The sequence below is a fragment of the Beijerinckia sp. 28-YEA-48 genome (assembly GCF_900104955.1).
Classification (GTDB): Bacteria; Pseudomonadota; Alphaproteobacteria; order Rhizobiales; family Beijerinckiaceae; genus Terripilifer.
The window spans coordinates 4,183,026-4,205,852 of sequence record NZ_FNSI01000001.1 but is presented as its reverse complement, the minus strand read 5'-3'; the positions used below and the strand labels follow the sequence as shown (position 1 = coordinate 4,205,852).

Annotated in this window: 20 protein-coding genes; 10 read left to right on the top strand and 10 right to left on the bottom strand. The window is 60.9% G+C overall.

From position 1 onward, the window contains the following. Positions 1–165 precede the first annotated feature (165 nt). On the top strand, positions 166–1,362 hold the full coding sequence (locus tag BLW50_RS19685) for a site-specific DNA-methyltransferase (protein WP_090705687.1): 1,197 nt from the start codon (positions 166–168) through the stop codon (positions 1,360–1,362). Positions 1,363–1,368: 6 nt separating this feature from the next. On the opposite strand, the gene BLW50_RS19680 is transcribed toward BLW50_RS19685, so the two are convergent. Both BLW50_RS19680 and BLW50_RS19675 read right to left on the bottom strand, forming a co-directional pair. Further along, entirely contained in the window at positions 1,369–2,427 is a 1,059-nt protein-coding gene (locus BLW50_RS19680) for an NAD(P)H-dependent flavin oxidoreductase (RefSeq protein ID WP_090705685.1), read from the bottom strand. A gap of 73 nt (positions 2,428–2,500) precedes the next feature. Beyond that, positions 2,501–3,013, bottom strand: coding sequence for a MarR family winged helix-turn-helix transcriptional regulator (locus tag BLW50_RS19675; RefSeq protein ID WP_090705682.1), 513 nt, complete (start codon positions 3,011–3,013; stop codon positions 2,501–2,503). 220 nt (positions 3,014–3,233) lie between these two features. Here BLW50_RS19675 and BLW50_RS19670 point away from each other — a divergent pair, with 220 nt between their 5' ends. Both BLW50_RS19670 and BLW50_RS19665 read left to right on the top strand, forming a co-directional pair. Further along, positions 3,234–4,322, top strand: a complete 1,089-nt coding sequence (locus tag BLW50_RS19670) for an aromatic ring-hydroxylating dioxygenase subunit alpha (RefSeq protein WP_090705679.1) — start codon at positions 3,234–3,236, stop codon at positions 4,320–4,322. Between the two features lie 590 nt (positions 4,323–4,912). Continuing rightward, positions 4,913–6,364, top strand: a complete 1,452-nt coding sequence (locus tag BLW50_RS19665; protein WP_090705676.1) for a porin — start codon at positions 4,913–4,915, stop codon at positions 6,362–6,364. Positions 6,365–6,460: 96 nt separating this feature from the next. Here BLW50_RS19665 and BLW50_RS19660 read toward each other — a convergent pair whose 3' ends face one another. After that, complete coding sequence (locus BLW50_RS19660) at positions 6,461–6,685, bottom strand: hypothetical protein (protein ID WP_139267683.1); 225 nt, start codon at positions 6,683–6,685, stop codon at positions 6,461–6,463. Between the two features lie 187 nt (positions 6,686–6,872). Between BLW50_RS19660 and BLW50_RS19655 the strand changes: the two genes are divergently transcribed. Both BLW50_RS19655 and tal read left to right on the top strand, forming a co-directional pair. Continuing rightward, positions 6,873–7,466, top strand: a complete 594-nt coding sequence (locus tag BLW50_RS19655; RefSeq protein ID WP_170850258.1) for a YceI family protein — start codon at positions 6,873–6,875, stop codon at positions 7,464–7,466. A gap of 23 nt (positions 7,467–7,489) precedes the next feature. Beyond that, entirely contained in the window at positions 7,490–8,443 is a 954-nt protein-coding gene (tal, locus tag BLW50_RS19650) for a transaldolase (protein ID WP_090705669.1), read from the top strand. Between the two features lie 86 nt (positions 8,444–8,529). Here tal and BLW50_RS19645 read toward each other — a convergent pair whose 3' ends face one another. From BLW50_RS19645 to BLW50_RS19620, 6 genes are all read right to left on the bottom strand, one after another. Next, entirely contained in the window at positions 8,530–10,290 is a 1,761-nt protein-coding gene (locus BLW50_RS19645) for a thiamine pyrophosphate-binding protein (protein ID WP_090705667.1), read from the bottom strand. Positions 10,291–10,448: 158 nt separating this feature from the next. Further along, a complete protein-coding gene (locus BLW50_RS19640; RefSeq protein WP_090705664.1) occupies positions 10,449–11,645 on the bottom strand; it encodes an acyl-CoA dehydrogenase family protein in 1,197 nt (398 codons plus the stop codon). A gap of 8 nt (positions 11,646–11,653) precedes the next feature. Next, complete coding sequence (locus tag BLW50_RS19635) at positions 11,654–12,427, bottom strand: SDR family NAD(P)-dependent oxidoreductase (RefSeq protein WP_090705662.1); 774 nt, start codon at positions 12,425–12,427, stop codon at positions 11,654–11,656. Between the two features lie 322 nt (positions 12,428–12,749). After that, complete coding sequence (locus BLW50_RS19630; protein WP_090705660.1) at positions 12,750–13,919, bottom strand: cobalamin-independent methionine synthase II family protein; 1,170 nt, start codon at positions 13,917–13,919, stop codon at positions 12,750–12,752. A 176-nt stretch (positions 13,920–14,095) separates the two neighbouring features. Further along, positions 14,096–15,040 (bottom strand): fumarylacetoacetate hydrolase family protein, encoded by a 945-nt coding sequence (locus BLW50_RS19625; protein ID WP_090705658.1) that lies wholly within the window; start codon positions 15,038–15,040, stop codon positions 14,096–14,098. A gap of 102 nt (positions 15,041–15,142) precedes the next feature. Then, the gene (locus tag BLW50_RS19620) at positions 15,143–16,105 is read right to left on the bottom strand and encodes a tripartite tricarboxylate transporter substrate binding protein (protein ID WP_170850257.1); all 963 of its coding nucleotides are present in this window, start codon (positions 16,103–16,105) and stop codon (positions 15,143–15,145) included. A 164-nt stretch (positions 16,106–16,269) separates the two neighbouring features. Between BLW50_RS19620 and BLW50_RS19615 the strand changes: the two genes are divergently transcribed. Continuing rightward, positions 16,270–17,313 carry an ABC transporter substrate-binding protein gene (locus tag BLW50_RS19615; RefSeq protein WP_090705655.1) on the top strand — a complete coding sequence of 348 codons (1,044 nt, stop codon included), beginning with the start codon at positions 16,270–16,272 and terminating at the stop codon, positions 17,311–17,313. Positions 17,314–17,377: 64 nt separating this feature from the next. After that, a complete protein-coding gene (locus BLW50_RS19610) occupies positions 17,378–18,421 on the top strand; it encodes an ABC transporter substrate-binding protein (protein ID WP_170850256.1) in 1,044 nt (347 codons plus the stop codon). Positions 18,422–18,611: 190 nt separating this feature from the next. Here BLW50_RS19610 and BLW50_RS19605 read toward each other — a convergent pair whose 3' ends face one another. Next, positions 18,612–19,169 (bottom strand): cupin domain-containing protein, encoded by a 558-nt coding sequence (locus tag BLW50_RS19605; RefSeq protein ID WP_090705651.1) that lies wholly within the window; start codon positions 19,167–19,169, stop codon positions 18,612–18,614. Positions 19,170–19,261: 92 nt separating this feature from the next. Here BLW50_RS19605 and BLW50_RS19600 point away from each other — a divergent pair, with 92 nt between their 5' ends. The 3 genes from BLW50_RS19600 (at position 19,262) to BLW50_RS19590 (ending at position 22,818) form a co-directional block, all read left to right on the top strand. Next, positions 19,262–20,458, top strand: coding sequence for an FAD-dependent monooxygenase (locus BLW50_RS19600; protein WP_090705648.1), 1,197 nt, complete (start codon positions 19,262–19,264; stop codon positions 20,456–20,458). A 117-nt stretch (positions 20,459–20,575) separates the two neighbouring features. Continuing rightward, positions 20,576–21,703 (top strand): 5-methyltetrahydropteroyltriglutamate--homocysteine S-methyltransferase, encoded by a 1,128-nt coding sequence (locus BLW50_RS19595; RefSeq protein ID WP_090705645.1) that lies wholly within the window; start codon positions 20,576–20,578, stop codon positions 21,701–21,703. Between the two features lie 95 nt (positions 21,704–21,798). Beyond that, entirely contained in the window at positions 21,799–22,818 is a 1,020-nt protein-coding gene (locus BLW50_RS19590) for a DODA-type extradiol aromatic ring-opening family dioxygenase (protein WP_090705643.1), read from the top strand. The last annotated feature ends 9 nt before the right edge of the window (positions 22,819–22,827 follow it).

The following is a 22,827-nucleotide window of genomic DNA, read 5'->3' as shown; positions in this document are numbered from 1 at the left end:
TAAGACCGCTGTGGCAGCCGGCCGGATTTCCTTAATAAATCAACGCGTTTTTTAATAAAAACGTGCGGAAAAAAGACACCACGTTTTGGCGCCCCTAAACGCGGCTTTTACTCGCTGTCGGCCATAGTCGCCCCGTCAGTAAGAGTAACCGGTGTCAGTGTTCCCATGAGTATAGCGCGCGCCGGATTAGCCGGCTCGAAACTTCGGATTCAGGTCTCGCGTACCGGAGTTTCGGCCCGGCGACCGGCGGCGTTAGCATCGCTGGTGCAGCCGCAATCGCTTCCGCTCAATCAGATTCTGGTTGGCGATTGCATCGCCGAGATCAACCGGCTGCCAGCCGAGAGCGTTGATCTCGTCTTCGCCGATCCGCCTTATAATCTGCAGCTCGAAGGCGCGCTGTCGCGTCCCGATCAGAGCGTCGTCGACGCGGTTGACGACGATTGGGATAAGTTCTCGAGCTTTGCCGAGTATGATCGTTTCACTCGCGAATGGCTCGATGCCGTGCGCCGCGTGATGAAGCCCGATGCGACGATTTTCGTCATCGGCTCCTATCACAACATCTTCCGCGTCGGTTCGATCCTGCAAGACAAGGGCTTTTGGATTCTCAACGATATCGTCTGGCGCAAAGCCAATCCGATGCCGAATTTCCGTGGCCGTCGTTTCACCAATGCCCATGAGACGATGATCTGGGCGTCGCGCGATGCGCAGGCCAAGTCCTACACCTTCAATTACGACGCGCTGAAAGCCGGCAACGAAGACCTTCAGGTCCGCTCCGACTGGTTCTTCCCGATCTGCACGGGTGCGGAGCGGTTGAAGGACGAGAACGGGCGCAAGACTCATCCGACCCAGAAGCCGGAAGCGCTGTTGGCGCGCATCATCATGGCGGCGTCGAAGCCCGGCGATGTGGTGCTCGATCCCTTCTTCGGGTCCGGCACCACGGGCGCCGTGGCGCGCAAGCTCGGTCGCTCCTTCATCGGCACTGAACGCGATCCGATCTATGCCAAAGCGGCGCACGCGCGCATTGCCGCTGTCGAGCCTCTGTCCGCCGATATCATCGCCACGCCCCCGGCCAAGCGCGCCGAGCCGCGCGTTGCTTTCGCCAGCGTTGTCGAAGCCGGGCTGATCAGCGCCGGCGAAACGCTCACCGACGACAAGCGCCGCTTCAAAGCGGTGGTGCGCGCCGATGGCTCGCTGTTGATGTCGGGCATCGTTGCCTCGATCCATAAGGCCGGCGCCCTGGCGCAGGGCCTGCCCGCCTGCAATGGCTGGGTATTCTGGAATATCGAGCGCAATGGCAAGATGATCTCGATCGACGAAATGCGCGGCGCGATCCGCGCCCAGATGAAAGACGCGGCTGAGTAAGATAACTCAGCCCGCATATTTCTCCGCCGAACGCCGCATCACCGCCCGCGCATCCGCCCATAAATCCTCAACGATGCGCGCCGCCGGACCTGGCCGCGCCAGTTTGATCGCCTGTCCGGCCCAGAGCGAGAGTACGTCCGTCGATCCCGCCTTTGTAGCCGCGGCGCGCAACTCCTGCGTCAGGGCGTTCTGAATCGGATAAGGCGGAATCTCATCCTCGATCGGGCGCATCGCCGCCATGAATTCATTGTCGATGCCACGCGCATAGCGCCCCGAGATGGCCCGTGTCAGTCGCGTCGGATCGTCAGGCGCGGTCTCGATCGCTTTGCGCCAGGGCGCCGACACCGTCACTTCGTCGGAGAGCAAAAAGGCGCTGCCCAGCTGCACTGCGACGGCGCCAAGCGCCAAGGCCGCGGCGACACCGGCGCCATCCATAATGCCACCGGCAGCGACAACAGGCAGGTTCACCGCCTGGCGAATGGTCGGCACCAAAGCCATCGTGCCGATTGAGGATTCGGGCATGGTCTTGAGAAATGTGCCGCGATGACCGCCGGCTTCGATGCCTTGCGCGCAAATTGCGTCGGCGCCGATCTCGGCCCAATGCTTGGCTTCCGCCACCGTCGTGGCGGTGCCGATGACATAAGTGCCGCGCGCTTTCAGCGCACGCGCCTGTTCGCGCGTCAGGCAGCCGAAGGTGAAGGACGCCGCCGGTGGCGCGGCTTCGACAAGCGCGGCGAATTGCGGCGCGAAAGCCTGCGCCCATGAATTGGGAATCGATTGCGCCGGCAGGCCATAACGTTCGCGCCAGGGCGCCAACCGCGCCATGGCGTCGGCCACCATGGCCGGTGGCGGATCGACCGGATCAAGCACGAAGAGATTGACGGCGAAGGGACGGTCGGTCTCCGCGCGCATGGCCTTGACCCCCTCGATGATCTGCTCCGCCGTCGAGCCGGCAGCGGCGAAGGAACCCATTGCGCCGGTCTTCGATACGGCGATGGCGATCGTCTGCGTGGTCGCGCCCAGCATGGGCGCCTGGATGATGGGGATGGCGAGGTGTTCGAACATGTCAGCGTCTCGTGCAAGGCCGATGATGAAGCCACACTACAGTGTTTTGCACTTTGGTGGACCCATCTGGCGTTCAACGCCGCTCTGCGTCTGGCGCTACGTTCTGCCGAATGCGTTTGAGCAGTCGAATCAGGAAATCTGTCTCATCGGCGCTGAAATCGCGCAGCGCCGTTTTCTGAAGCGCGATGGCATCGGGGATCGAGGCCTCGGCCAGAGCAATGCCTTCCGGCGTCGCCTCGACGAGAATGCCGCGCGCATCTTCTTCGCTCGGCATGCGCACGATGAGTTTACGCTGCTCAAGATCGGCCAGGGTCCGCGACAAGGTTGGCGGCTCGAGCGCGGTGAGATGGAGGAGTTCGCGCACCCGCAGCGCGTGCGACTTGTGCAAAGTCGCCAGGATACGCCACCCGGCCAACGTCACGTCGTGGGATTTCAGCGTTGGGGTGAAGAGCGGCAGGATGGCAAGCGTCGCCTTGTTCATCAGATAGGGCACGAATTCACTAAAATCGAAGGCGGCGACCTCCGAAGTCGCTCCATGCGGAATATTATTGTCTAGCTCTTCGGTGTCGTTTCGATTGCTTCCCATGGATCTATCTATCAGTAATAGTGGTATTAATTGGATTCATTGGAGCGGCTCTTATTATTTTTAGGCCACTTCTCTTGCGAAAAGTAATTCCGTGTGAAATCTTATTCCGGACGCTGCGGCGGTGCAAGGACGTAGGGCCTGGGAGGGCATGCGCCATCGATGAGGGCACCAACCATAGCAGGCGGTTGGTTCGCGTCGAATGTGTGGGAGGGTTGGAACCATGTGGATCAAGAACTGCTGGTACATTGCCGGCTTCGCGCAGGAAGTTGGCCAGAAACTGCTGGCGCGCAAACTCCTCAATCAGGCGGTGATCCTGTGGCGCACGTCGCAGAACAAGCTTGTCGCCATGGAAGATCGCTGCCCGCATCGCCTGGTGCCATTGTCGCTGGGCGAGATCGTGCAGGATCAGGTGCAATGCGGCTATCACGGCCTGCGCTTCAACGCCCAAGGTGGCTGCACGCACGTTCCGGGTCAGGACACCTTGCCGAAGACAGCACAGGTCAAATTGTTTCCCGTCGCCGAGCGCCATGCGCTGGTGTGGCTGTGGCTTGGCGCGCCTGAACTCGCTGATGAAGATCTCATTCCCGATCTGCATTGGCTCGATGCAGCCGGCTGGACACCGACCACCGGCTATCACCACATGAAGGCCGACTATCGGCTGCTGACCGACAATCTGCTCGACCTGTCCCATGAGACCTATGTGCATCGCGAGACCATTGGCAATTCGGCCGTTGCCGATGCGCCGGTGGTGACGAGCATTGATAGCGGCCTCGTGGTGCGCGCCCATCGCGAAATGCCGAATATCGATCCGCCGCCGTTCTTCTCGCTGATGCTCAATCACACCGGCAAGATCGATCGCTGGCAGATCGCGGTCTTCATGCCGCCTGGCATTAACATGACCGACGTGGGCGCCTATCCGGTTGGCACTGATCGCGAGAAGGCAGCCATCTTCCGTGTGCTCCATCTGTTGACGCCGGAGACTGAACATTCGACCCATTATTTCTGGGCTGTCTGCCGCAACTTCCGTCTTGAGGATGCGCCGCTTGGCGAGGGCCTGAAGAAGGCGATCGTTCACACGTTCGATGAAGACCAGCGGATTGTCGAACTCCAGGATCGCTGTTTGCAAGCCGAGGGCATGCCGTCGATTCCGCAGACGGCGGTCAAGGTCGATATCGCGCCGGTACAGGGGCGCCGCCTGCTGAACGAGTTGATCAAGCGCGAGCAGGAAGATCCACGCGCCGTTGTTCGCCCGATCATGCTTGCCGATGATGCGCGCGTGGCGCAGCCACCAGCCATCGCGGCGGAGTGAGGAAGGCAAGTTCGAAGAAGCATTCCAAGTTCGAAGGCATTCATTGCGTGCCGGCTGCACGGAGCAATTGGCGACGAGCCAGCCCGTGCAGTCGATCTCGACGGGAAGCTCTAACACGCGCAACGAGCATGGATGATCGAATCGATCGATGCACGTGCGAAGCGATGACCAGTATTAATCTACTAGTAAAACTACTAGTAATCGTCAGGCTTCCTTGCACTTCGCATGTTGCAGTTTGCGCTTTCGGCAAAGTGATCGCTCTCGCTTCAACTCACAATGCGCGAGTCTTTCAACATTAAAATGATTGAGAATGATCTGCGAGAACGAAGCGCGCGGCACTCATTCAAGCTCTCTCACATTGCGACTAACTGCCAACAATAACAGCCAAGTGGCTTGAATGCCGATCGCAGCAGAAGCGTTGCGTTTAAACACGTCGGCACGTTGTTTTCGCCGCTCCATGTATCGAAAGTGGAGCGCGTGGCCGCCATTCGCATTTCAGCAATGGTTAGAAATTAGGCACTGTGTTCTCATTCATTTTGGTTGTCGCCTGGCCGCGTCAAACAATCGTACGTTATCCTTTGGGGGGATGAATGAGAATTCTGGGAGGCTTAGCGCTCGCTGCGAGCGGCGCTACACTATTGACATCCGTCACGAGCCAGGCGGCGGACCTACCAACTCGCAAGTCAGCACCGGTCGAATACGTCCGTGTCTGTGACGCTTACGGCACGGGCTACTATTGGATTCCGGGCACTGATACCTGCCTGAAGGTCGGCGGCCGCGTCCGTTATGACATGTCATACGTGCCGGCAAAAAATGCTGTCGCTCATCGCTCCACGGTGGGTAATGGCGTCGCCGCCGGCACCTTTGTCTCCGCCAACGCCGTGGATACGATCGGTGACAACCTGCGCGCCAGCGTCACCATGGACGCGCGCACGCAAACCGCCTGGGGCACCCTGCAGACCGCGATGAGTATTCGCGTCTCCGGTCTTTCGGGCATCATGAATGCACCGCCGGGTTACCCGAACGGCTTTTTTGCCTCCGGCAATGGTCCTGGCACCGGCATTGAATTCGCCTATATTCGTTTTGCTGGCTTTACCGCCGGCATGGCGCTCATGAACTCTCTCTTTTTGAGAGACACGCCGCTGCTGTCTTCATCGGCTGGTGACGGTCATCCGCCCTTTGTGCCGCAGCTCACCTACACCCTCACCTTCGGCAGCGGCTTCTCGGCCACGTTTGGTATCGAGGACCGGACCCGGCCGATCTCCATGACGACCGGCACGTTGGGAGCCAATCCGTTCACGGCCACGGCGGCGACAGCAGGGCCGAACGCGACACGTCTGCCGGCGCTGGTTGGCACGTTCCAGGTCGATCAATCGTGGGGCGCCGCCAAGGTCGCCGGCGTCGTCGTGCGCAACTCGGCGACGTTCGGCAATTTGCCGCTCGCGGTTGTCGGCAATAACGGCGCGCAGATCAGCGCGACCGGCTGGGCGGTGACCGGCGGTCTGCGGATCAACCTGCCGATGCTCGCTGCGGGCGATAAATTTGAAATCGCGGCGGGCTATAGCGTCGGTGCCCAGGAATACGTGTGGTCCAGCGGCGCTAATGGTGACTGGTTCGATGTGGCCGCTTTCATGGGCGGCTTCTTGCGTGCCGATCGCAATTTCACCATCTACTGCATGAACGCGGCTTGTAGTGTTGGCAGCGGCGAACAGCTCAAGGTCTTCCACGCGATGGCCGTGTTCACGCATTATTGGACGCCGACCTTGCGCACGCATCTCTATGCGGCTTACTCCCATCTCACCCCGGGCCGCGTCGGTCAGGCCACCGCCTGGCAAGAGGGTGGTGTGTCGAAGGCTTCGATCTGGCAAGGGTGGGCGCAGCTCGTCTGGTCGCCCGTGCAGAACTTCAACATCATCTCCGAAGTCACCTATGCGCGCTTGAACCAAAGCCTGCCCTTGTCGGCTCCGGTTGGTCTTGGCACGCTCGCCGCCGTCAGCCCCAACAACTGGGGTGCTCGTATGCGTATCGTACGCAGCTTTTAGTGTGGCGTTTGCCAGCCGCCGGTTCGTGTATCGGAACGCAAAAAATTACGGCGCCGCAGGGCGCCGTAATGTCATTTAAGGACCGAAGCCGGTCGATCAATAACCGCGATAGCCGCCGTAGTAGCCACCACCACCGTAATAGCCGCCGCCATAGTAAGGCCGGCTGTAATAAGGCCGGGCATAGCCATAGCTCGAGCCGGCATAGACGGGGCCGTGGCCATATCCATAGCCGTAGCGTGGCCCGTCTGGCGTGCAGCCGGCAAGCGCAACGCCGCCCACGACAACGGCAAGAGCAACGCCCAGTGATTTGATCAGCGACATCGCGACCTCCTTGGTGAACACACGGCCAAGGTGAACCTTCTGTCATGAATGGGTAATGAATATGCGGACTTCGTCCGCCGGGCCGATCGCGCAACGGCGGTGACGGTTAATGCGTCCATGGAATTGCCACTTTCTCGACCGTGGATGCCATGCGATGCTTTTGTTCTTCCGGCCTCGGGCACTGAGGATGAAACTGTTTCTGCTGGCGACAGCGATCATGATCTGGCCTTCCGCCGCCGCGATGGCGCAGGGGCCGGCGCGTGCCGCCACGCCGCGCACCCCTGTCAGCAAGCCGATCGTCATTCCTCCTGGCGACATGTCGGTGCGCGCGACGGTGGAGTCCTTCATTCTGCCGGTGAAGGGTGGCTGGTTCCGTGAGGTGAAGGGCCAGATTCATGTCGATCTCGACCGGCCTGAGCGCAGTCGGCTGGCGATCGCGGTCAATACCCGCGCTTTCGACGCTGGTGGTCCGCGCTACAACGCATTTCTCAGTGGTCCGGCCATTCTCAATGTGGCGCAATATCCTGAGATGACGTTCATATCTCGCGTCATGACGCGCCTCGACGCGCGCCGTGTCCGCTTTGATGGCGATCTGACCCTGCGCGGTGTCACCCGACCGCTGTCGGTGGTCGCCACCATCACGCCCGATGAGCCGCCGGGGCAGGCGCGATTTACCGCCCGGGGCCGGATCAACCGCCTCGAATTTGGCATTGATAAGGGATATCCCTTGATCACGGCGATGGTCGATTTCGTGCTGACCACGCAACCTCCCGCTGAATAAGACAGGTCGCAGATAGGACAGATGTGATGTCAAAACTCGAACAGCTCAAAACGATGACCACCATTGTCGCCGACACCGGCGACATGGAGTCTATCCGCGCGTTCCAGCCGACCGATTGCACGACCAATCCGACTCTGATTCTCAAGGCGGCGCAGATGCCGGCCTATGCCCATATCGTTGACGAGGCGATCACCTGGGGTGCAGGTGCGGGCCGTAGGACCAGCGACGTCACCGATCGTCTTGCGGTCAGTTTCGGTACGGAACTCTCGAAGATCGTTCCTGGCCGCGTCTCGACGGAAGTCGATGCCGATCTGTCGTTCGATGTCGACGCCATGGTGGCGAAGGCGCGGAAGCTGATCGCCGATTATGCCGCGCGCGGCGTCGGCAAGGACCGCGTTCTGATCAAGCTCGCCTCCACCTGGGAAGGGATACGGGCCTGCGAGATCCTGCAGCGCGATGGCATCGACTGCAACATGACCTTGCTGTTCTCGTTGACCCAGGCGGCGGCCTGCGCCGACGCCGGCGCCTTTCTGGTCTCACCCTTCGTCGGCCGCATTCTCGACTGGCACGTGAAGGCGACGGGCCAGACTTTTACTGCTGAGACCGATCCCGGCGTGCTCTCGGTGCGCAACATCTATGCCTATTACAAAGCGCATGGGGTGAAGACGGTGGTGATGGGTGCGTCGTTTCGCAACATCGGCGAAATCGAAGCGCTGGCTGGTTGTGATCGCCTGACCATCTCGCCGCAACTGCTCGATGAATTGCGCAAGAGCGACGGGCCGCTGCCGCGCCGTCTCGATCCGGCGTCCGTGAAGAATGCGCCGGCACGCTTCAAGCTCGATGAAAAGGCCTTTCGCTTCCAGCTCAACGAGGATGCTATGGCGACCGAGAAACTCTCGGAAGGTATTCGCCTCTTCGCCAAGGATCTGCGCGCCCTGCGCGATCTGGTCGAGACGCGGTTGAAAGCAGCAGCTTGAAAACAAAGGCCTGAAAATAAAAGCCCGGCTCCGAGGAGAGCCGGGCTTTAAAGATCAGGCGGACCGTTGTCGGCCCGCCGATACCATTATGTATTGCGCTCACCGGTCGAGTTGGTGTTGCGCTCCGTGCCAGGCGGCACGTGGATGTCGATGACGCAGACGCCACCATTCATCATCACATCGACGCCCTTACGGATCGCGTCCGGCAGATCGGCGAGGGTTTTGATCGGGCCGATGCCCGTCGCGCCCTGCGCCTCAGCCAGTTTGGCGATGTCGACATAGGGCTTGTCCATGGCCAGGCCGATCCAACGGTTGCCGACCGGACGGTTGCGCCGCTTGGCGACACCTTCCTGGTGCAATTCGTCGTTGAAATAGGACTGATTGTTGTTGATCAGCACCAGCAGCGGGATCTTGTGGCGCACCGCGGTCCACAGCGCATGGTTGCCCATGACGAAATCGCCGTCGCCGAGCACCGCCACCGTCGGGCGGCCCATGTCGGCATTGGCCAGCGCCACGCCGATCGAGATCGACGGGCCGGAGCCGATACCGCCGCCGCCGTCCTTGCCCATATACGCGCCCGGATCGCGCCACGGCCATTGGTCGCAAGGCCATTGCCGCGCCAGAGCGGCGAGCGAAATCTTGTCGGGATCGGCCACCGTTTCGCGCAGCACTTTCGCGACATCCTGCATGCGGATACGCGAGCCGTCGCCTGGCTGATACGGCTTGCGGATCGCGGCGCGCCACGGCTCCTTCTTGCCTTTGCCGAGCGCCGCGTTGAGATCCTCTACGACGCTGGCGGGCGAGGCCGAAATGAAGAGATCGGTTGGCGCCGTGCCCTGATAGACCATATGCGCGCCGTTGTGCAGATGATGATGCAGGCTGACGTTGATCACCTTGCCGGAGAAGGACGAGCCCTTCGGCGGGCTGACGCTGCCGTTGAGATCGACCCATTCGAAAGCGATGACGAGATCGGCTTCGGCGATCAGGTCGAGCAGCTCCTTGCCGGGCTGATTGAACGGCGCGATCACGTGCGCCGGATGATCGGTCGGGAACATGGCGCCGTTCTTGAGATCGCTCATCACGCAGGCGCCCATGGTTTCGGCAAGCTGCACACGCGCATCCCATTGAGTCTGCGAGCGCGAGCCACGCCCGAAGAGCAGTAGCGGCCGCTTCGCCGCCTTGATCATCTCCACGGCTTCGTCGATGTCGGCCTTTTGCGCACGCGGCGGCGCCGGCGGCCGGAAGCGGCTCATGTCCGGCAGAGCCGGCACCTTCTCCAGCGATTGCTCCTGCAGGCCAGCGTCAAGGATGACATAGACCGGCCCGGTGGGTTCGGTCCGGGTGGTGATATTGGCTTTGGCAAAGGCATCGACAATGGCTTCCGCCGAGGTCGGCATATTGTCGAACTTGATGATGTCGCGCACCATCGCCGCCTGATCGGTCGAGGTGTGGATCCAGTCGATCCACGGCCGGCGCTGATGTGAATCGACCGGGCCGGTGGCGCCGACGATCATCATCGGCACGCGATCGCAATAGGCATTGAAAATGCCCATATGCGCATGCATCAGGCCGACATTGGAATGGACGATGGCGGCCATCGGCGTATCGGTCGCCTTGGCATAGCCATGGGCAATGCCGACCACATGGTCTTCATGCAGGCACAGCAGCATGCCGGGATCGCGATTGCCCAGGTGATTGACGAGGGAATCGTGCAGGCCGCGATAGCTCGCGCCGGGGTTGAGAGCCGCATATTTGAAACCGCACAGGCGCAGCATCTGCGCCGCGACGTCCGAGCCCCAAGCCACTTTATCGTCGGGCAAGCCTTCGGGCGTATCGAGATAGGGCATGAATGTTTCCTCCGGCGCGCCTGTTGAATCGGCGCAGTTTTATAGGCGAGGCCCCCCGTAACATCCCGTTTGGGTCGTGGGAAGGTGAGATAAAATGCAGCCGCGCGTGCCAACGCCGACATTGGCGCAGCCGGCTATCAGCCTCCTGCGGCCCTGTACTAACCCCAGCGCCAGGTATCCAAGCCGGCGTTGGCGGCATGGCGCGCTAGCACCATCTTGTGGACTTCGCTGGCGCCGTCCACCAACCGCGCCTGCCGCGCGTAGCGGTAGATCCATTCCAGCACCGTATCCTTGGAATAACCGCGCGCGCCATTGAGCTGGATCGCCGTGTCAGCGGCCAGATGCAGCGTGTCGGCCACATGCAGCTTGGCGCTCGACACTTCGGTGCGGGCAAAATCGCCCTGGTCGAGTTTCCAGGCGGCGCGCATCACTAGGAGACGGCCGATGTCGATGGCATGGGCCAATTCGCCGATCTTCATCTGCACGCTTTCATAATCGGCCAGACGTTTGCCGAAGGCATGGCGTTCGTTGACATAAGCGCTGGCGATCTCGACGCAGCGCTTCGACAGGCCGAGCCAGCGCATGCAATGGGTTAAACGCGCTGGCCCCAGGCGGATTTGCGTTGCCTTCAAGCCGTCGCCGACATTCATCAGCACGTTCTCGTCGGTGACTTCGAGGCCCTCGAAGGCAATCTCGCAATGGCCGCCATGTTCCTCCGGCCCCATGATCGCGATGCGGCGCAGGATGCGCCAGCCTGGCTGGTCCTTGTGGAAGAGGAAGGTGGTGAGTCCCTTGCGGGCATCGTCGGACGTGCGCGCGATCAGAATGAAATGCGCCGCTTCCGCCGCGCCGGTGATGAACCATTTGTGGCCGTTGATCACCCATTTGCCGTCGCGCCGTTCAGCGCGCGTGCGGATCATCGTCGGATCGGAACCGCCGCCGGGGGCGGGCTCGGTCATGACGAAAGACGAGCGCACCTTGCCGTCGACGATCGGCTGCAACCAGCGCGCTTGTTGCGCAGGCGTGCCGACTTTGGCGAGGAGATTCATGTTGCCGTCGTCGGGCGCGGCACAGTTGAGCGCCACCGGCCCGAAGATCGAGCGGTTGGCCTCTTCATAAAGCGCCGCCCAGCCGATCATCGGCAGGCCCATGCCGCCGAATTGTTTCGGTGTCTGCGGTGCCCATAGGCCCGCGGCACGGGCCTTGGTGCGCACCTCTTCGAGCCGATCGAGCCGGATGTTCTCGTGGTCGTCAAAATTCGCCCGGTCGGCTTCAAGCGGCAGGACGTGATCAGCGATGAAGGCGCGGGTGCGAACCCTGATGTCTTCAAGCTCGGGTGGCAGCGCGAAATCCATGGGTTCACTCACAAGCTGGAAATGAGATGGCCGCCGTCGGCGACAAGGACCGAGCCGGTCATGAAGGATGAGGAGGGGGATAGCAGCAGTAGAATCGGCCCGTCGAGATCTTCCACCTGGCCGAGCCGGCGCATCGGGATGCGCAGCAATTGTTGCTTTCCGACATCGCTCTCGAAATGCGCCGCTGTCATCGGCGTCTCGATATAGCCCGGCGCGATGGCGTTGACGCGGATGCCATAGCGCGCCCACTCCAGCGCCATCTGCTTGGTCAGCTGCACCAGCCCGGCCTTGGAGGTGGCATAGGCCGTCACATGGCCGCCCTGGCGCAGGCCGAGGATGGAGGCGATGTTGATGATCGTGCCGCCGCTCTTTTGCTCGACCATCTGGCGGGCGACTTCCACCGCCATGTGGCGGGCGCCGGAAAGATTGGTGGCGATGACCTCGTCCCAATCCTCGGCGCTTTCGTTGAGCAGTGGCCGGCCCGGCGCGACGCCCGAATTGTTGATCAAGGCATGGATCGGCCCGGCGGCCTTGACGGCGGCGGCGACACCATCGCGAATCGAGGCGGCGCTTGAGACATCAATCGTCACCGCATGGGCCTTGCCGCCCTTGGCCGCGATGCTCTCGACCAGTTGGTCGAGCCTGTCGCGCCGCCGCGCCGTGACGATGACCTGAGCCCCCTTGCTCACCGCCATCTGGGCGAAATGGGCGCCGAGGCCCGACGATGCCCCGGTGATCAGAATGGTGATGCCGCTGAGATCCGCCGTGATCGTTCCCGCCATGGATGGTTCCTTGTGTTAATGGACCAATATTGGCAGGGCGGCGAGGCCGTGCGCAAGCGTTAACTTGCACCGGAGTTTGAGCCGTTGACAGTCCCGCGCGGTTAACCGGGCTATCGCTGTCTCCGTGTCTTCCCGGACACCTGCGTAGCAGGTGATCCGGGATCTAGGGGCGAGCGGTAGATTGCTTGCCTTACTACGTTGAAGACGATGTGGCTTTGCTGCGATTGATGGCTCTACCGCTCGCCCTGGATACCGGATCACGCCTTTGGCGTGTCCGGTATGACACCGAGGTTGCGGCTTATGCGTTTGACAATGGACGCTTCTACTTCCCCCACAGCTCCTTCGAGGCGCGGCGGGCGCCTTCGGAGAGGGCCTCGAACTTCGCCCACATGATCGACGGGTGGACGCGGCGATAGAACGGCCCTTGGGCGAAGCCGCAATCGGTGCCGGCCATCACATTCTCCCGGCCGATCAGTTTGGCGATGCGCACGATGCGCTCGGCGACGAGATCGGGATGTTCGACCACGTTGGTGGCATGGCTGATGACGCCGGTGGCGAGCATCTTGTCCTTCGGGAAACGACCGTTGCCCCAGACCTTCCATTCATGTTCATGGCGCGGATTGGCGCCTTCGATGACAAAGCAATTGGCTTTGATCTTGAGGAAGTCGTCGATGATGTCGGTCAGCGGCACGTCGGTGGTGTGCGGACCGTTCCAGCTGCCCCAGCAGACGTGATAGCGCACCATCTCCTGCGGGATGCCACGCAGCGAATGATTGATCAGCTCGACCTGGCGGCCGACCCATTTCTTATAGTCGGCCATGCTGGCCGGCGGCACCATGCGATCATAGGTGACGGCGAGGCGCGCATCGTCGAGCTGCACGACGAGGCCGGCATCGGTGATCATCTTATATTCGGTGTTCATCGCCTCGGCGATGGCGACGAGAATGTCGTCGTCGCTCTTGTAATACTCATTGGTGCGATCGGGGATCACCGAGGTCGGCGATGCAACCGGCAAAAATCCTTCCTCGACACCATTGGCCGCGAGCGCCGCCTTCATATGGTCGATATCATTCTGCACGGCGGCCTGGCCGGTATATGTCAGCGGGCCAACGCAGACCGATTCCATCGTCGTCGCCATGCCTTCCTTGGCATCCATTTCGTCGTAGAAGGCGGTGAAGCGCGTGCGGTCGGCGCCGGTGCGCCAGGCGTTGGCGCCGGGTTTGAACGGACGGCGCTCGAAACCGCTCATACGCTCCAGCACATATTGCGACCAGGAAATGCCCTTGCCGAATTCGCCGTCGCTCGGGATGTCGATGCCAGCATCCTTCTGCTGCTTGACGACGTCTTTCACTTCCTCGCCGAGCTTCTTCTGGTGGGCGGCTTCGTCCACCGGCTTGCCGGCCTGCTTATCGCGCAGATAAGTGACGACGCTGTCGGGGCGGATGAGGCTGCCGACATGGGATGTCAGAATACGGTCAGTGCTGCGCTTCATGGGTGTTTCCTGAACTGTTGTTTTTGGAACGACGGGCGATTTCTAGAGCAAATTGCGCTTCGATAGAAACGCAATTTTGTCGAGGATTTTGTGGTCAGCAAGGACCCTGCAAGCCCACTGAGGCGCCGAAATGGCGCCCCAATGTGGGCAAGTTCCCCAGCCGGCCGTGATGCTTCCTAAGTGCTGGCGGCCACGGTGTTCCGCAATATGCCGATCTTCTCGATCTCGCTTTCGATCATATCGCCCGGCTCGCAATAGCGGGTTGCGGGCACGAGGCCGGGCGTCGGCGCCCATTTGCCACCGAGTTCCGTGTCGGTCGACCAGGCTGTGCCGGCCGGCGTGCCGGTGATGATCACCATGCCGGGTTTCAGGGTGAAGTTGACGGAGAAGAAATGGATGAGATCGGCGCAGCTCCAGATCATTTCAGCTGTCGTCGAGGACTGGCGCAACTCGCCGTTGATGCGGGTCTTCAGCATGAGGCTCTGCGGATCGCCGATCTCGTCGGCGGTGGTAATGCAGGGACCAAGCGGCGCGCTGGTCTCGAATGCCTTGCTGCGCCCCAGCTCGTACCAGACCAGGCCGTCCTTCATGCGCACCTGCCGGTCGCGCGCCGTCACATCGTTGACGATCGTATAGCCGAACACATGGTCGAGCGCCCGCTCGACCGGAATGTGGCGGCCGGGCTTGCCGATCACCACCGCCAGCTCCGTCTCGCAGTCGATCTTCTTGCTCAGCGCCGCATCGTATAGAATGGCGTCGTCGGGCCCGATGACGCAGTCGCTCGTCTTGATGAAGAATTCCGGTTCCTTGCCGCTGATCCCGGTATTGGCTTTTTCGGCGTTATGGGCGCGGTAATTGCTGCCGCTGCACAGGATCGTGCTCGGCATCATTGGCGCCGTCAGTTTGACATCGCGCAGCTTCAGATGCGCTTTCGGATCACTTTGCGCGATGATCTTGTCGAGCATTTGACGCGCGGGCATGCCGGCACGGATGAAGCTGGTGGTGTCGGCGAACCAGGCGCGCTGCTCATCGCCTGCCGCGCGCAGAGGGTCGATGATATGATCGTTCTGCAGCACGCCGAAACGCGTCACGCCATCGACGATGAAATTGACGATACGCATGAATTCTCCGCTCTAACGGGTTATTGGGAAACTCGCCGTTGTCATTTCCGACGCGCCCAGCTTTTTAGACATCTGCGCGGCCGTTGGGGATGACAGCACTGACTAAATCTTGCCGATGATGTGGATGAGCTTGTTGGTCGCGACCTCCTCACGGTCGTGGAAAGCTTTGAGATCGGCGCCTTGCAGCATTTTCAGGTCGAGGCCGGCGCCATCCGCCGCCTTCTGGAAGGCGGGGTCGGCATAGATGGCGCGCAGGGTCGTCTTCAGCTTCTCCTGTACGTCAGCCGGCGTTGCGGCGGGCGCATAGAGGGCCGACCACAGGGTATATTCGGCGTCGATACCCTGTTCCTTGAAACTGGTCAGTTTCGGATACAGCTTCAGCGGTTCGCCACCGCTGCGTGCGATGGCGCGCAGCTGACCGCCGTCGACGAATTGCGCCGCGACGCTCGGCGCCGCCAGGGTGAAATCGACGTCTTTCGACAGCAGTGCGGTCACGGCCGGGCCACCGCCACGATAGGGCACGTGCAGAAAATCGACATTGGCCGCATGGGCCGCGAGCGCCACGGCGAAATGAATCGAGCCGCGCGTGCCGGATGAGGCGAACGAGATGGCGTTTGGCCGCTTGCGTGCGTCCTCGACCACCTCGGCAAAACTCTTCCACGGCGCGTCCGGACGCACGAGGATAACGAAAGGTTCAGCCGTCAGGCGTGCGATGGGCGTCAGTTCCGGCAATTCGTAAGAAGGTTTCTTGCCGTCGAGCCGATCCATCTCCGGCAGGGCGATCGTGGGCGACAGCGCCAGCAACAGCGTGTGCCCATCGGGCTTGCTGCGGGCGACAGCCACCGCGCCCACCGCGCCGCCGCCACCGGGCCGGTTTTCAATGATGACGGGCTTGCCCAGCGCGCTCTGCAACGGTGTCTGGATCGCGCGGGCGACGAGATCGGCAAGACCACCCGGCGCCAGCGGCACGATCATGGTGATCTGCTGCGTCGGATAATCGCTGGCGCTGGCAAAGCCGCTGCACAGTATCGCAAAGCCGATCAAACCGAACCGAAATGGGCGCATCCTGCCTCTCCACACTTTATATATACGCGTGCTTGGTATCGCTCGTGCCGCGACAAGGCAATCCCAGACGGGCAATCCCAAGCCAAGCGTATTGCGGCGCACGCCGAACGCTGCGAGACTGGCGGCAAGCCGAAGCAATCGGCGTGATCGGGAGGAGATAGAGTATGATTCGGATGGCTGGAATGGCCGGGGTGGCTGTTGGTTTGGCGCTGGCATCGGCTCAAGCCCAGGAGCAGCCGTTACAGACGATCCGCATCGGCACGGTTAATTCGATCGCCACGGTCAACAATTACACCGCCATCGAAAAGGGCTGGTTCAAGCAATATGGCATCCATGTCGAGATCGAGAATCTCGACACATCGGCCAATGTGGTGGCGCTGCTCGCAACCAACCGCCTGCAAATGATCGAGGGCGGCATTTCCGCCGCCTATTTCAATGCGCTTGAGCAGAAAATGCCGATCACGATCGCCAGCGACCGCATTTCGACGCCGCTCAATCACAAGTTCCTTGTGCGCAAGGACCTGGAAGGCCAGGTGACGCGCATTGCCGATCTGAAGGGAAAGGTGATCGCCAGCAATGGCACGGCTTCGGTGACAACCTACGAGCTGGCGCGGCTGCTTGAATCCGATGGCGCCAGCATCAAGGATGTCGATATCAAGATTCTGGGTTTCCCCCTGCAGGGCGCTGCTTTCAAGAACAAGGCGCTGGACGCCACATTGATCATCCAGCCCTGGGGCACCTCGCTCGTCGAGGACCAAACCGCCTTTCTGCTCGCCGATCCCGATGATCGCGTGAAGGTGCGCCCGCTCACCATCGCGGTGACGATGATCAACACCGATTGGGCGCGGCAGAATCAGAAGCTGATCAGCGATTTCTTCATCGCCTATATGCGCAGTGTGCGCGACTATTGCGTCGCGCTGCACGGTGGCGACAACCGCAAGGAAATGGTCGACCGGGTGACGCGCACCGGCCCCCTCAAGGATGTCGCCTTCATCGAGAAATATCCATGGCCGGCCCGTAACATGAACGGCGAAGTCAATATGGCGAGCCTGTTGGACATGCAGGATTTTTTCTACGAGCAGGGCTCCATCAAGGCGAAATTCGCCGAGCAGCAGCTGGTGACGCGACAGTATACCGACAATGCCATGAAGGTTCTCGGTCCCGTGCCGTCAGTGAATGCCGAAAGTAAGATCAGCGGCTGCCGCTAGGCGACCGTTTGAAGTAGTTCGAAGCCTGTGGGCTCCGGAGGGAAGAGACAAACGGGAGGGGATCATGAAATCGCATGTCGCTCGCGCTCTCATGCTGGGGGCCATGATACTGGGTGCGCCCTTGGCGCAGGCGCAAACCAGGACCAAGGTGAATGTCGGCACCGTTCAGTCGTTCGGTGCGGTCGGCACTTATATCGCCCTGGACAAAGGCTACTTCCGCGACGCCGGCCTCGATGTCGAGATTTCCTTGATGAATTCGTCGGCCAATGTGCTGGCGATCCTGGCAAAGGGTGATCTGCAATTTGTCGAAGGCGGTACCTCGGCCGGCTTCTTCAATGCGCTGGAACAGAACCTGCCGGTCATCATGGTGGCCGATCGTGTCTCGACGCCGATCCATCATCAAATGCTGGTCGGCATACAGAACCAGGGCAAGATCACCAAACTGAGCGATCTCAAGGGCAAGGTCGTCGGCAGCAATGGTCCGGGTTCTGTGACGACTTATGAAGTCGGCAAGATGCTGGAGGGCGTTGGCATGACGCTCGATGACATCGACATCAAGATTCTCGGCTTCCCGCAGATGGGGCCGGCGCTGGTCAGCGGCGCGCTGGATGCTGCTCTGGTCATTCCGCCGTTCGCGGCGGCCTATCAGGATCAAAAGATCGCTTATGCCATCGCCAGTGTCGACAAGCTCGTTGAGCCCCGGCCGCTGACCATTGCGGTTGCTTTCATGAACACTGAATGGGCGGTCAAGAATAAGGATGTGGTGCAACGCTTCTTCGTTGCCTATATGCGCGCCGCCCGCGATTACTGCATCGCCTATCATGGCGGTCCGAACCGCAAGGAAGTGATCGACATCGCGCTCCGCAACGGCCTCGACAAGAGCGCCGAAAGCATCGAACGCAATCCGTGGACCGGCCGGCGTATGGATGGCATCATCAATGTCGCCGGTCTGCTAGATCAGCAGGCCTATTATCAGAAGGTCGGTCTGGTGAAGTCGACGGCGCCGGCGGAGAAAATCTTCGATCGGCAATATGTCGATTATGCCAACAAGCAGTTGGGACCGCTGCCGCAAGTGAATCCGGAGTCCAAGCTGGAGAACTGCCGCTGATCTCAAAAGATCTCAAGCCGTGGTGTCATCCCGAACGCCTGCGCAGCAGGCGATCCGGGAACCAGGGGCGAGCGGTAGAGTTTGAGACGCCGCTCTATGTAAAGGACGGCACGTATCGCGCCTTTGGCCCCTGGATACCGGATCACGCTTCGCGTGTCCGGTATGACACAGAGGCCTTGGCGCAACCCTCTCAATGCCCGGGCGTTTTCTTCCACGCCGACGGCGCCTGCGCGTCGATCAGCACGAAGGCGATCCGGCAATTGGCCTTGCTGTTGTTGACCCAGGCATGGTTGGTCGCCTTCTGGATCAATACGTCGCCGGCCTTTAGATGCACTTCGCTGTCGTCCATCAACATGTCGATCTCGCCTTCCAGCACGATGGCGTAATCGATGCTCTTGGTGCGATGCATGAAAGCGCTGCGGCTGGCGGCCCCGCCATGGGAATCGGCGTTCAGGCCCATTTCCTTCAGCATCGCGGCATTGTCGACGTTTGCCATCTCCGACACCGGCGGAAAATCGACGATGCGCAGGATGTTGCCGCCGGGCGGTGGCGCGACGCCGAACTCGCGTAGCGACATATCCTCTGTGGAGGATAAATCCGGCTGGGCCTGGTCGGTGGTCCACAACTGGGTTGAGGTGATGCCGGTCGCTTGGCGCAATTTCACATTGGGGGTGGGGCCATCGGCGGTGACGATCGCCTTACCGTTGCTGTCGTGATCGACGATGACGCGCCGGGTTTGCCGGGCCATGGGGTCCTCCGCTTGATTTGTTATGCTCTTTCGTTGCAGGAACGGCGGTGACATTCAAGAGTGTAACGAACAGATAAGAAACGGAGGAAACATTGGCGGCGAAACCTCATGTGCTGATCGCGGGCGCGGGCATCGGTGGGCTGACGGCGGCACTGGCGCTGCTGCGTCGCGGTTTTGACGTCGATGTTTATGAACAGGCGCCGCAACTGCTGGAATTCGGCGCCGGTATCCAGATCGCCGCCAATGGTTCGCGCCTGCTGGTCCATCTTGGCCTCGAGGATCAGATGCGCCGCGTCGCCAAGGAAGCCGCCGGCAAGGAAGTGCGAATCTGGAATACTGGCCAGACCTTTAAGTTGTTCGATTTGGGCGAAGATTCCGTGCGCCGCTTCGGTGCACCCTACTGGTTCGTCCATCGCGGTGATCTCAATTCCGTGTTGCGTGACGCGGTGCTGGCGCTGAAACCCGATGCCATTCACACCGGCGCCCGCTGCCTCGGCTTCAGCGAAAAGGCCGGCCGTGTGACGCTTGAGATCGAGGGCGGCCGCAAGGCCGAGGGCGATGTTTTGATCGCCGCTGACGGCGTCCACTCGTTGATGCGTCAGCAGATGTTTGATTCTCCCAAATCGGAGTTCATGGGCATCATCGCCTGGCGTGGGCTGATTCCGATGAAGTCGCTGTCGGCCGAATTGCAGCGCCCGGTGGGCACCAATTGGGTTGGCCCACGCGGCCATGTCATCACCTATCCGGTGCGTTCGGGCGAACTGTTGAATTTCGTCGGCTTCGGCGAGCGCGATGATTGGCGCGGCGAATCCTGGAACGAGAAGGGCAGCAAGGCGGAATGCGCCGCCGATTTCCCCGGCTGGAACGATTATGTCCATGAAATGATCGCCAAGACCGACCAGCCTTATAAATGGGCACTGATCGGTCGCGCGCCGCTCCAGACCTGGACCAAGGGGCATGTCGCCTTGCTCGGCGACGCCTGCCATCCGACCCTGCCGTTTCTGGCCCAGGGCGCGATCATGGCCATCGAGGACGGCGTGGTGCTGGCCCGCTGCCTCGATCAATACGGCGACGTCGGTGCGGCGCTCTCGGCCTATCAGGCAGCGCGGGTGGAACGGGCCACGAAAATCGTCGTCGGCTCGACCGAGGCCGGCAAGCGCTTCCACAATCCCATTCTCGCCGATGCGGCGGCGGCAGTGGGATATATGGAGCGTGAGTGGGCACCGGAGAAAGTGCGCCTGCGTTACGACTGGCTGTTCGAATATGACGCCACGGCAGTTCCCGTCTGATGCAAATCCAGTTTGCAAATCCAGTTTGATTGCAGGAACCCTGATGTTGTAGAAGCTTGAGCGTTCTGTCGCCAAAACTGCAAAAGACTGCGTCAGGAAACAAATCGAGGAGGAAGCATGTCTGCCAAATCAAAGCCGCCCTTCCGTGCCGATCAGGTCGGCTCGCTGATCCGTCCCGACAACGTGCGCCAGGCGCGCAAAGACTTCGAAGCCGGCAAACTGCCCGAGGCGGACCTGGTCAAATTGCAGCGCGAGGCCATCGGGCCGGTGGTGAAGTTGCAGGAAGATCTCGGCTTCCGCGCCGTCACTGACGGTGAATACAATCGCGGCGGTTGGCAGCGCGACTTCCTGCTCGGCTTTGAGAACGTCAGGCTCATTCCCTCGAAAGTGCCGGTGCGCTTCCACAAGGCCGATGGCGTGGCCCTGCAGCAGCCGCCGACCATGCAGATTTTTGGCAAGCTCAAGCGCGTCAAGCCGATCTTCGTCGACGATTTCAAATTCCTGAAAACCAAGATTGGCGCCAATTCAACGGCTAAGATCACCATCCCGTCGCCGACCCTGCTGCATTTCCGTGGCGGCCGTGATGCGATTGATAAGGTTGCCTATCCGACGATCGAGGAGTTTTACGCCGATCTCGCGCGCGTTTATCGCGAGGAGATCGCCGATCTCGCCGCCGCCGGTTGCCGCTATCTGCAGATCGACGAGACCAATCTGGCTTATCTTTGCGATCCGGCGTTGCGCGCTCATGCGCAGAGCCTGGGCGAGGATCCCGATCAGCTTCTCAAGACCTATGCCAAGCTGCTCAACGACACCATGTCCGGCAAGCCCGATGACATGATCATCTGCATCCATCTGTGTCGCGGCAATTACGGCGGCGCCTGGGTGGCGGAAGGTGGCTACGAGCCGGTGGCGGAAGTGCTGCTCAGCGAGATCAACGCCAACGGCTATTTCTTGGAATACGATAGCGATCGCGCCGGCGGTTTCGAGCCGCTGCGCTTCTTGCCGAAGGGCAAGATTGCCGTGCTCGGTCTCGTCACCACCAAGGACGGCAAGCTCGAGAGCAAGGACACGATCAAGCGTCGCATCGAAGAGGCGGCGAAGATCGTGCCGATCGAACAGCTCGCCTTGTCGCCGCAATGCGGTTTCGCCAGCGGCATCGAAGGCATGGCGATGACCATCGATCAGGAAATCGCCAAGTTGAAATTGGTCAGCGAAACCGCCCGCGAAGTCTGGGCCGACGCCTGATCACCTGCTGGTAGTCTCCGTATCATTCCCGACATCCGCGCAGCGGGTGTCGGGAAACCAGATGGCCAGAATGAAATAAGAGAAGGAGCCGCGTGATGGCTGAGATGGTCGCCGCTTTCGCCTCGTCGCACAGCGTCATGCTCACCTGCACTTTGCAGGATTGGCAGAAAGGCTTCCGCACCTTTGATCCGAAGGGCACCTATTTTGACCGTAAGGGCAATATGGTGACCTACGAACAGTTGCTGGCTTTGGCGCCGCCCAACGCCAAGGAACTGGTGACGGATGAAGCCATCGCCAAGCGCTTCAATCAGGTGCAGGACGCCATGGCGCATATGCGCAAGGAAGTGCGCACCGCCAATCTCGATGTTTTGATCATCTGTGGCGACGATCAGAATGAGCTGTTCTCGAAAAACATGCAGCCGGCGATCGGCATCTATCACGCCGATCGTATTCGCAACGGCCGCAAGAAAGATCTGCCGCAGAGCGATCCGTTCCACTGGTACAAATCTGCCCAGAACCGGCGGCTCGAAGACGAGGACGGCGTGTTCTATCCGGTCAACAAGCCTCTGGCCGAGCATCTGATCAAAGGCCTGTGCGATCGCGGTTTTGACATCGCCTCGCTCGGTGGCATGGCCGACCATCAATATGAAGGCCACGCCTATTCCTTCATGCATAAGAAATATATCGACGGCATCGACATGCCGATCGTGCCGATCTTCCTGAACACCTATTTCGCGCCGAACCAGCCGACGCCGCGTCGCTGCGTCGATCTGGGACGAGGCATTGGCGAATTGGTGCGCAGCTTCCCCGACAATCTGCGCGTCGGCTTCATGGCCTCGGGCGGTCTCAGCCATTTCCAGGCCGAGGAAGATCTCGATGACGCGGTCATCGCCGCGATGAAGCGTAAGGATCTCGAATTTCTGAGCAACCTCGACGTCAAGCGTCTGCAGGCCGGCAGTTCGGAAATTCGCAACTGGCTGGTGTTGGCTGGCGCGTGTCCCGATCTCGATCTGACCTGGGTGTCCTATGCGCCGGGTTATCGCACCGATGCCTTGACCGGCACGGGCCTCGGCTTTGCCACCTGGTATCCGCCGGCGGCGAGAGCTGCTGAGTAGTCACGAAAC

Excerpts from the sequence above, each read along its gene's own strand:
- BLW50_RS19665 (WP_090705676.1), top strand. The coding sequence starts at position 4,913 with ATGAGAATTCTGGGAGGCTTAGCGCTCGCTGCGAGCGGCGCTACACTA.
- BLW50_RS19680 (WP_090705685.1), bottom strand. The coding sequence starts at position 2,427 with ATGTTCGAACACCTCGCCATCCCCATCATCCAGGCGCCCATGCTGGGC.
- BLW50_RS19625 (WP_090705658.1), bottom strand. The coding sequence starts at position 15,040 with ATGCGTATCGTCAATTTCATCGTCGATGGCGTGACGCGTTTCGGCGTG.
- BLW50_RS19630 (WP_090705660.1), bottom strand. The coding sequence starts at position 13,919 with ATGAAGCGCAGCACTGACCGTATTCTGACATCCCATGTCGGCAGCCTC.
- BLW50_RS19610 (WP_170850256.1), top strand. The coding sequence starts at position 17,378 with ATGAAATCGCATGTCGCTCGCGCTCTCATGCTGGGGGCCATGATACTG.
- BLW50_RS19605 (WP_090705651.1), bottom strand. The coding sequence starts at position 19,169 with ATGGCCCGGCAAACCCGGCGCGTCATCGTCGATCACGACAGCAACGGT.
- BLW50_RS19590 (WP_090705643.1), top strand. The coding sequence starts at position 21,799 with ATGGCTGAGATGGTCGCCGCTTTCGCCTCGTCGCACAGCGTCATGCTC.
- BLW50_RS19620 (WP_170850257.1), bottom strand. The coding sequence starts at position 16,105 with ATGCGCCCATTTCGGTTCGGTTTGATCGGCTTTGCGATACTGTGCAGC.
- BLW50_RS19660 (WP_139267683.1), bottom strand. The coding sequence starts at position 6,685 with ATGTCGCTGATCAAATCACTGGGCGTTGCTCTTGCCGTTGTCGTGGGC.
- BLW50_RS19685 (WP_090705687.1), top strand. The coding sequence starts at position 166 with ATGAGTATAGCGCGCGCCGGATTAGCCGGCTCGAAACTTCGGATTCAG.
- BLW50_RS19640 (WP_090705664.1), bottom strand. The coding sequence starts at position 11,645 with ATGGATTTCGCGCTGCCACCCGAGCTTGAAGACATCAGGGTTCGCACC.
- BLW50_RS19635 (WP_090705662.1), bottom strand. The coding sequence starts at position 12,427 with ATGGCGGGAACGATCACGGCGGATCTCAGCGGCATCACCATTCTGATC.
- BLW50_RS19655 (WP_170850258.1), top strand. The coding sequence starts at position 6,873 with ATGAAACTGTTTCTGCTGGCGACAGCGATCATGATCTGGCCTTCCGCC.
- BLW50_RS19595 (WP_090705645.1), top strand. The coding sequence starts at position 20,576 with ATGTCTGCCAAATCAAAGCCGCCCTTCCGTGCCGATCAGGTCGGCTCG.
- BLW50_RS19675 (WP_090705682.1), bottom strand. The coding sequence starts at position 3,013 with ATGGGAAGCAATCGAAACGACACCGAAGAGCTAGACAATAATATTCCG.
- BLW50_RS19670 (WP_090705679.1), top strand. The coding sequence starts at position 3,234 with ATGTGGATCAAGAACTGCTGGTACATTGCCGGCTTCGCGCAGGAAGTT.
- BLW50_RS19615 (WP_090705655.1), top strand. The coding sequence starts at position 16,270 with ATGATTCGGATGGCTGGAATGGCCGGGGTGGCTGTTGGTTTGGCGCTG.
- BLW50_RS19645 (WP_090705667.1), bottom strand. The coding sequence starts at position 10,290 with ATGCCCTATCTCGATACGCCCGAAGGCTTGCCCGACGATAAAGTGGCT.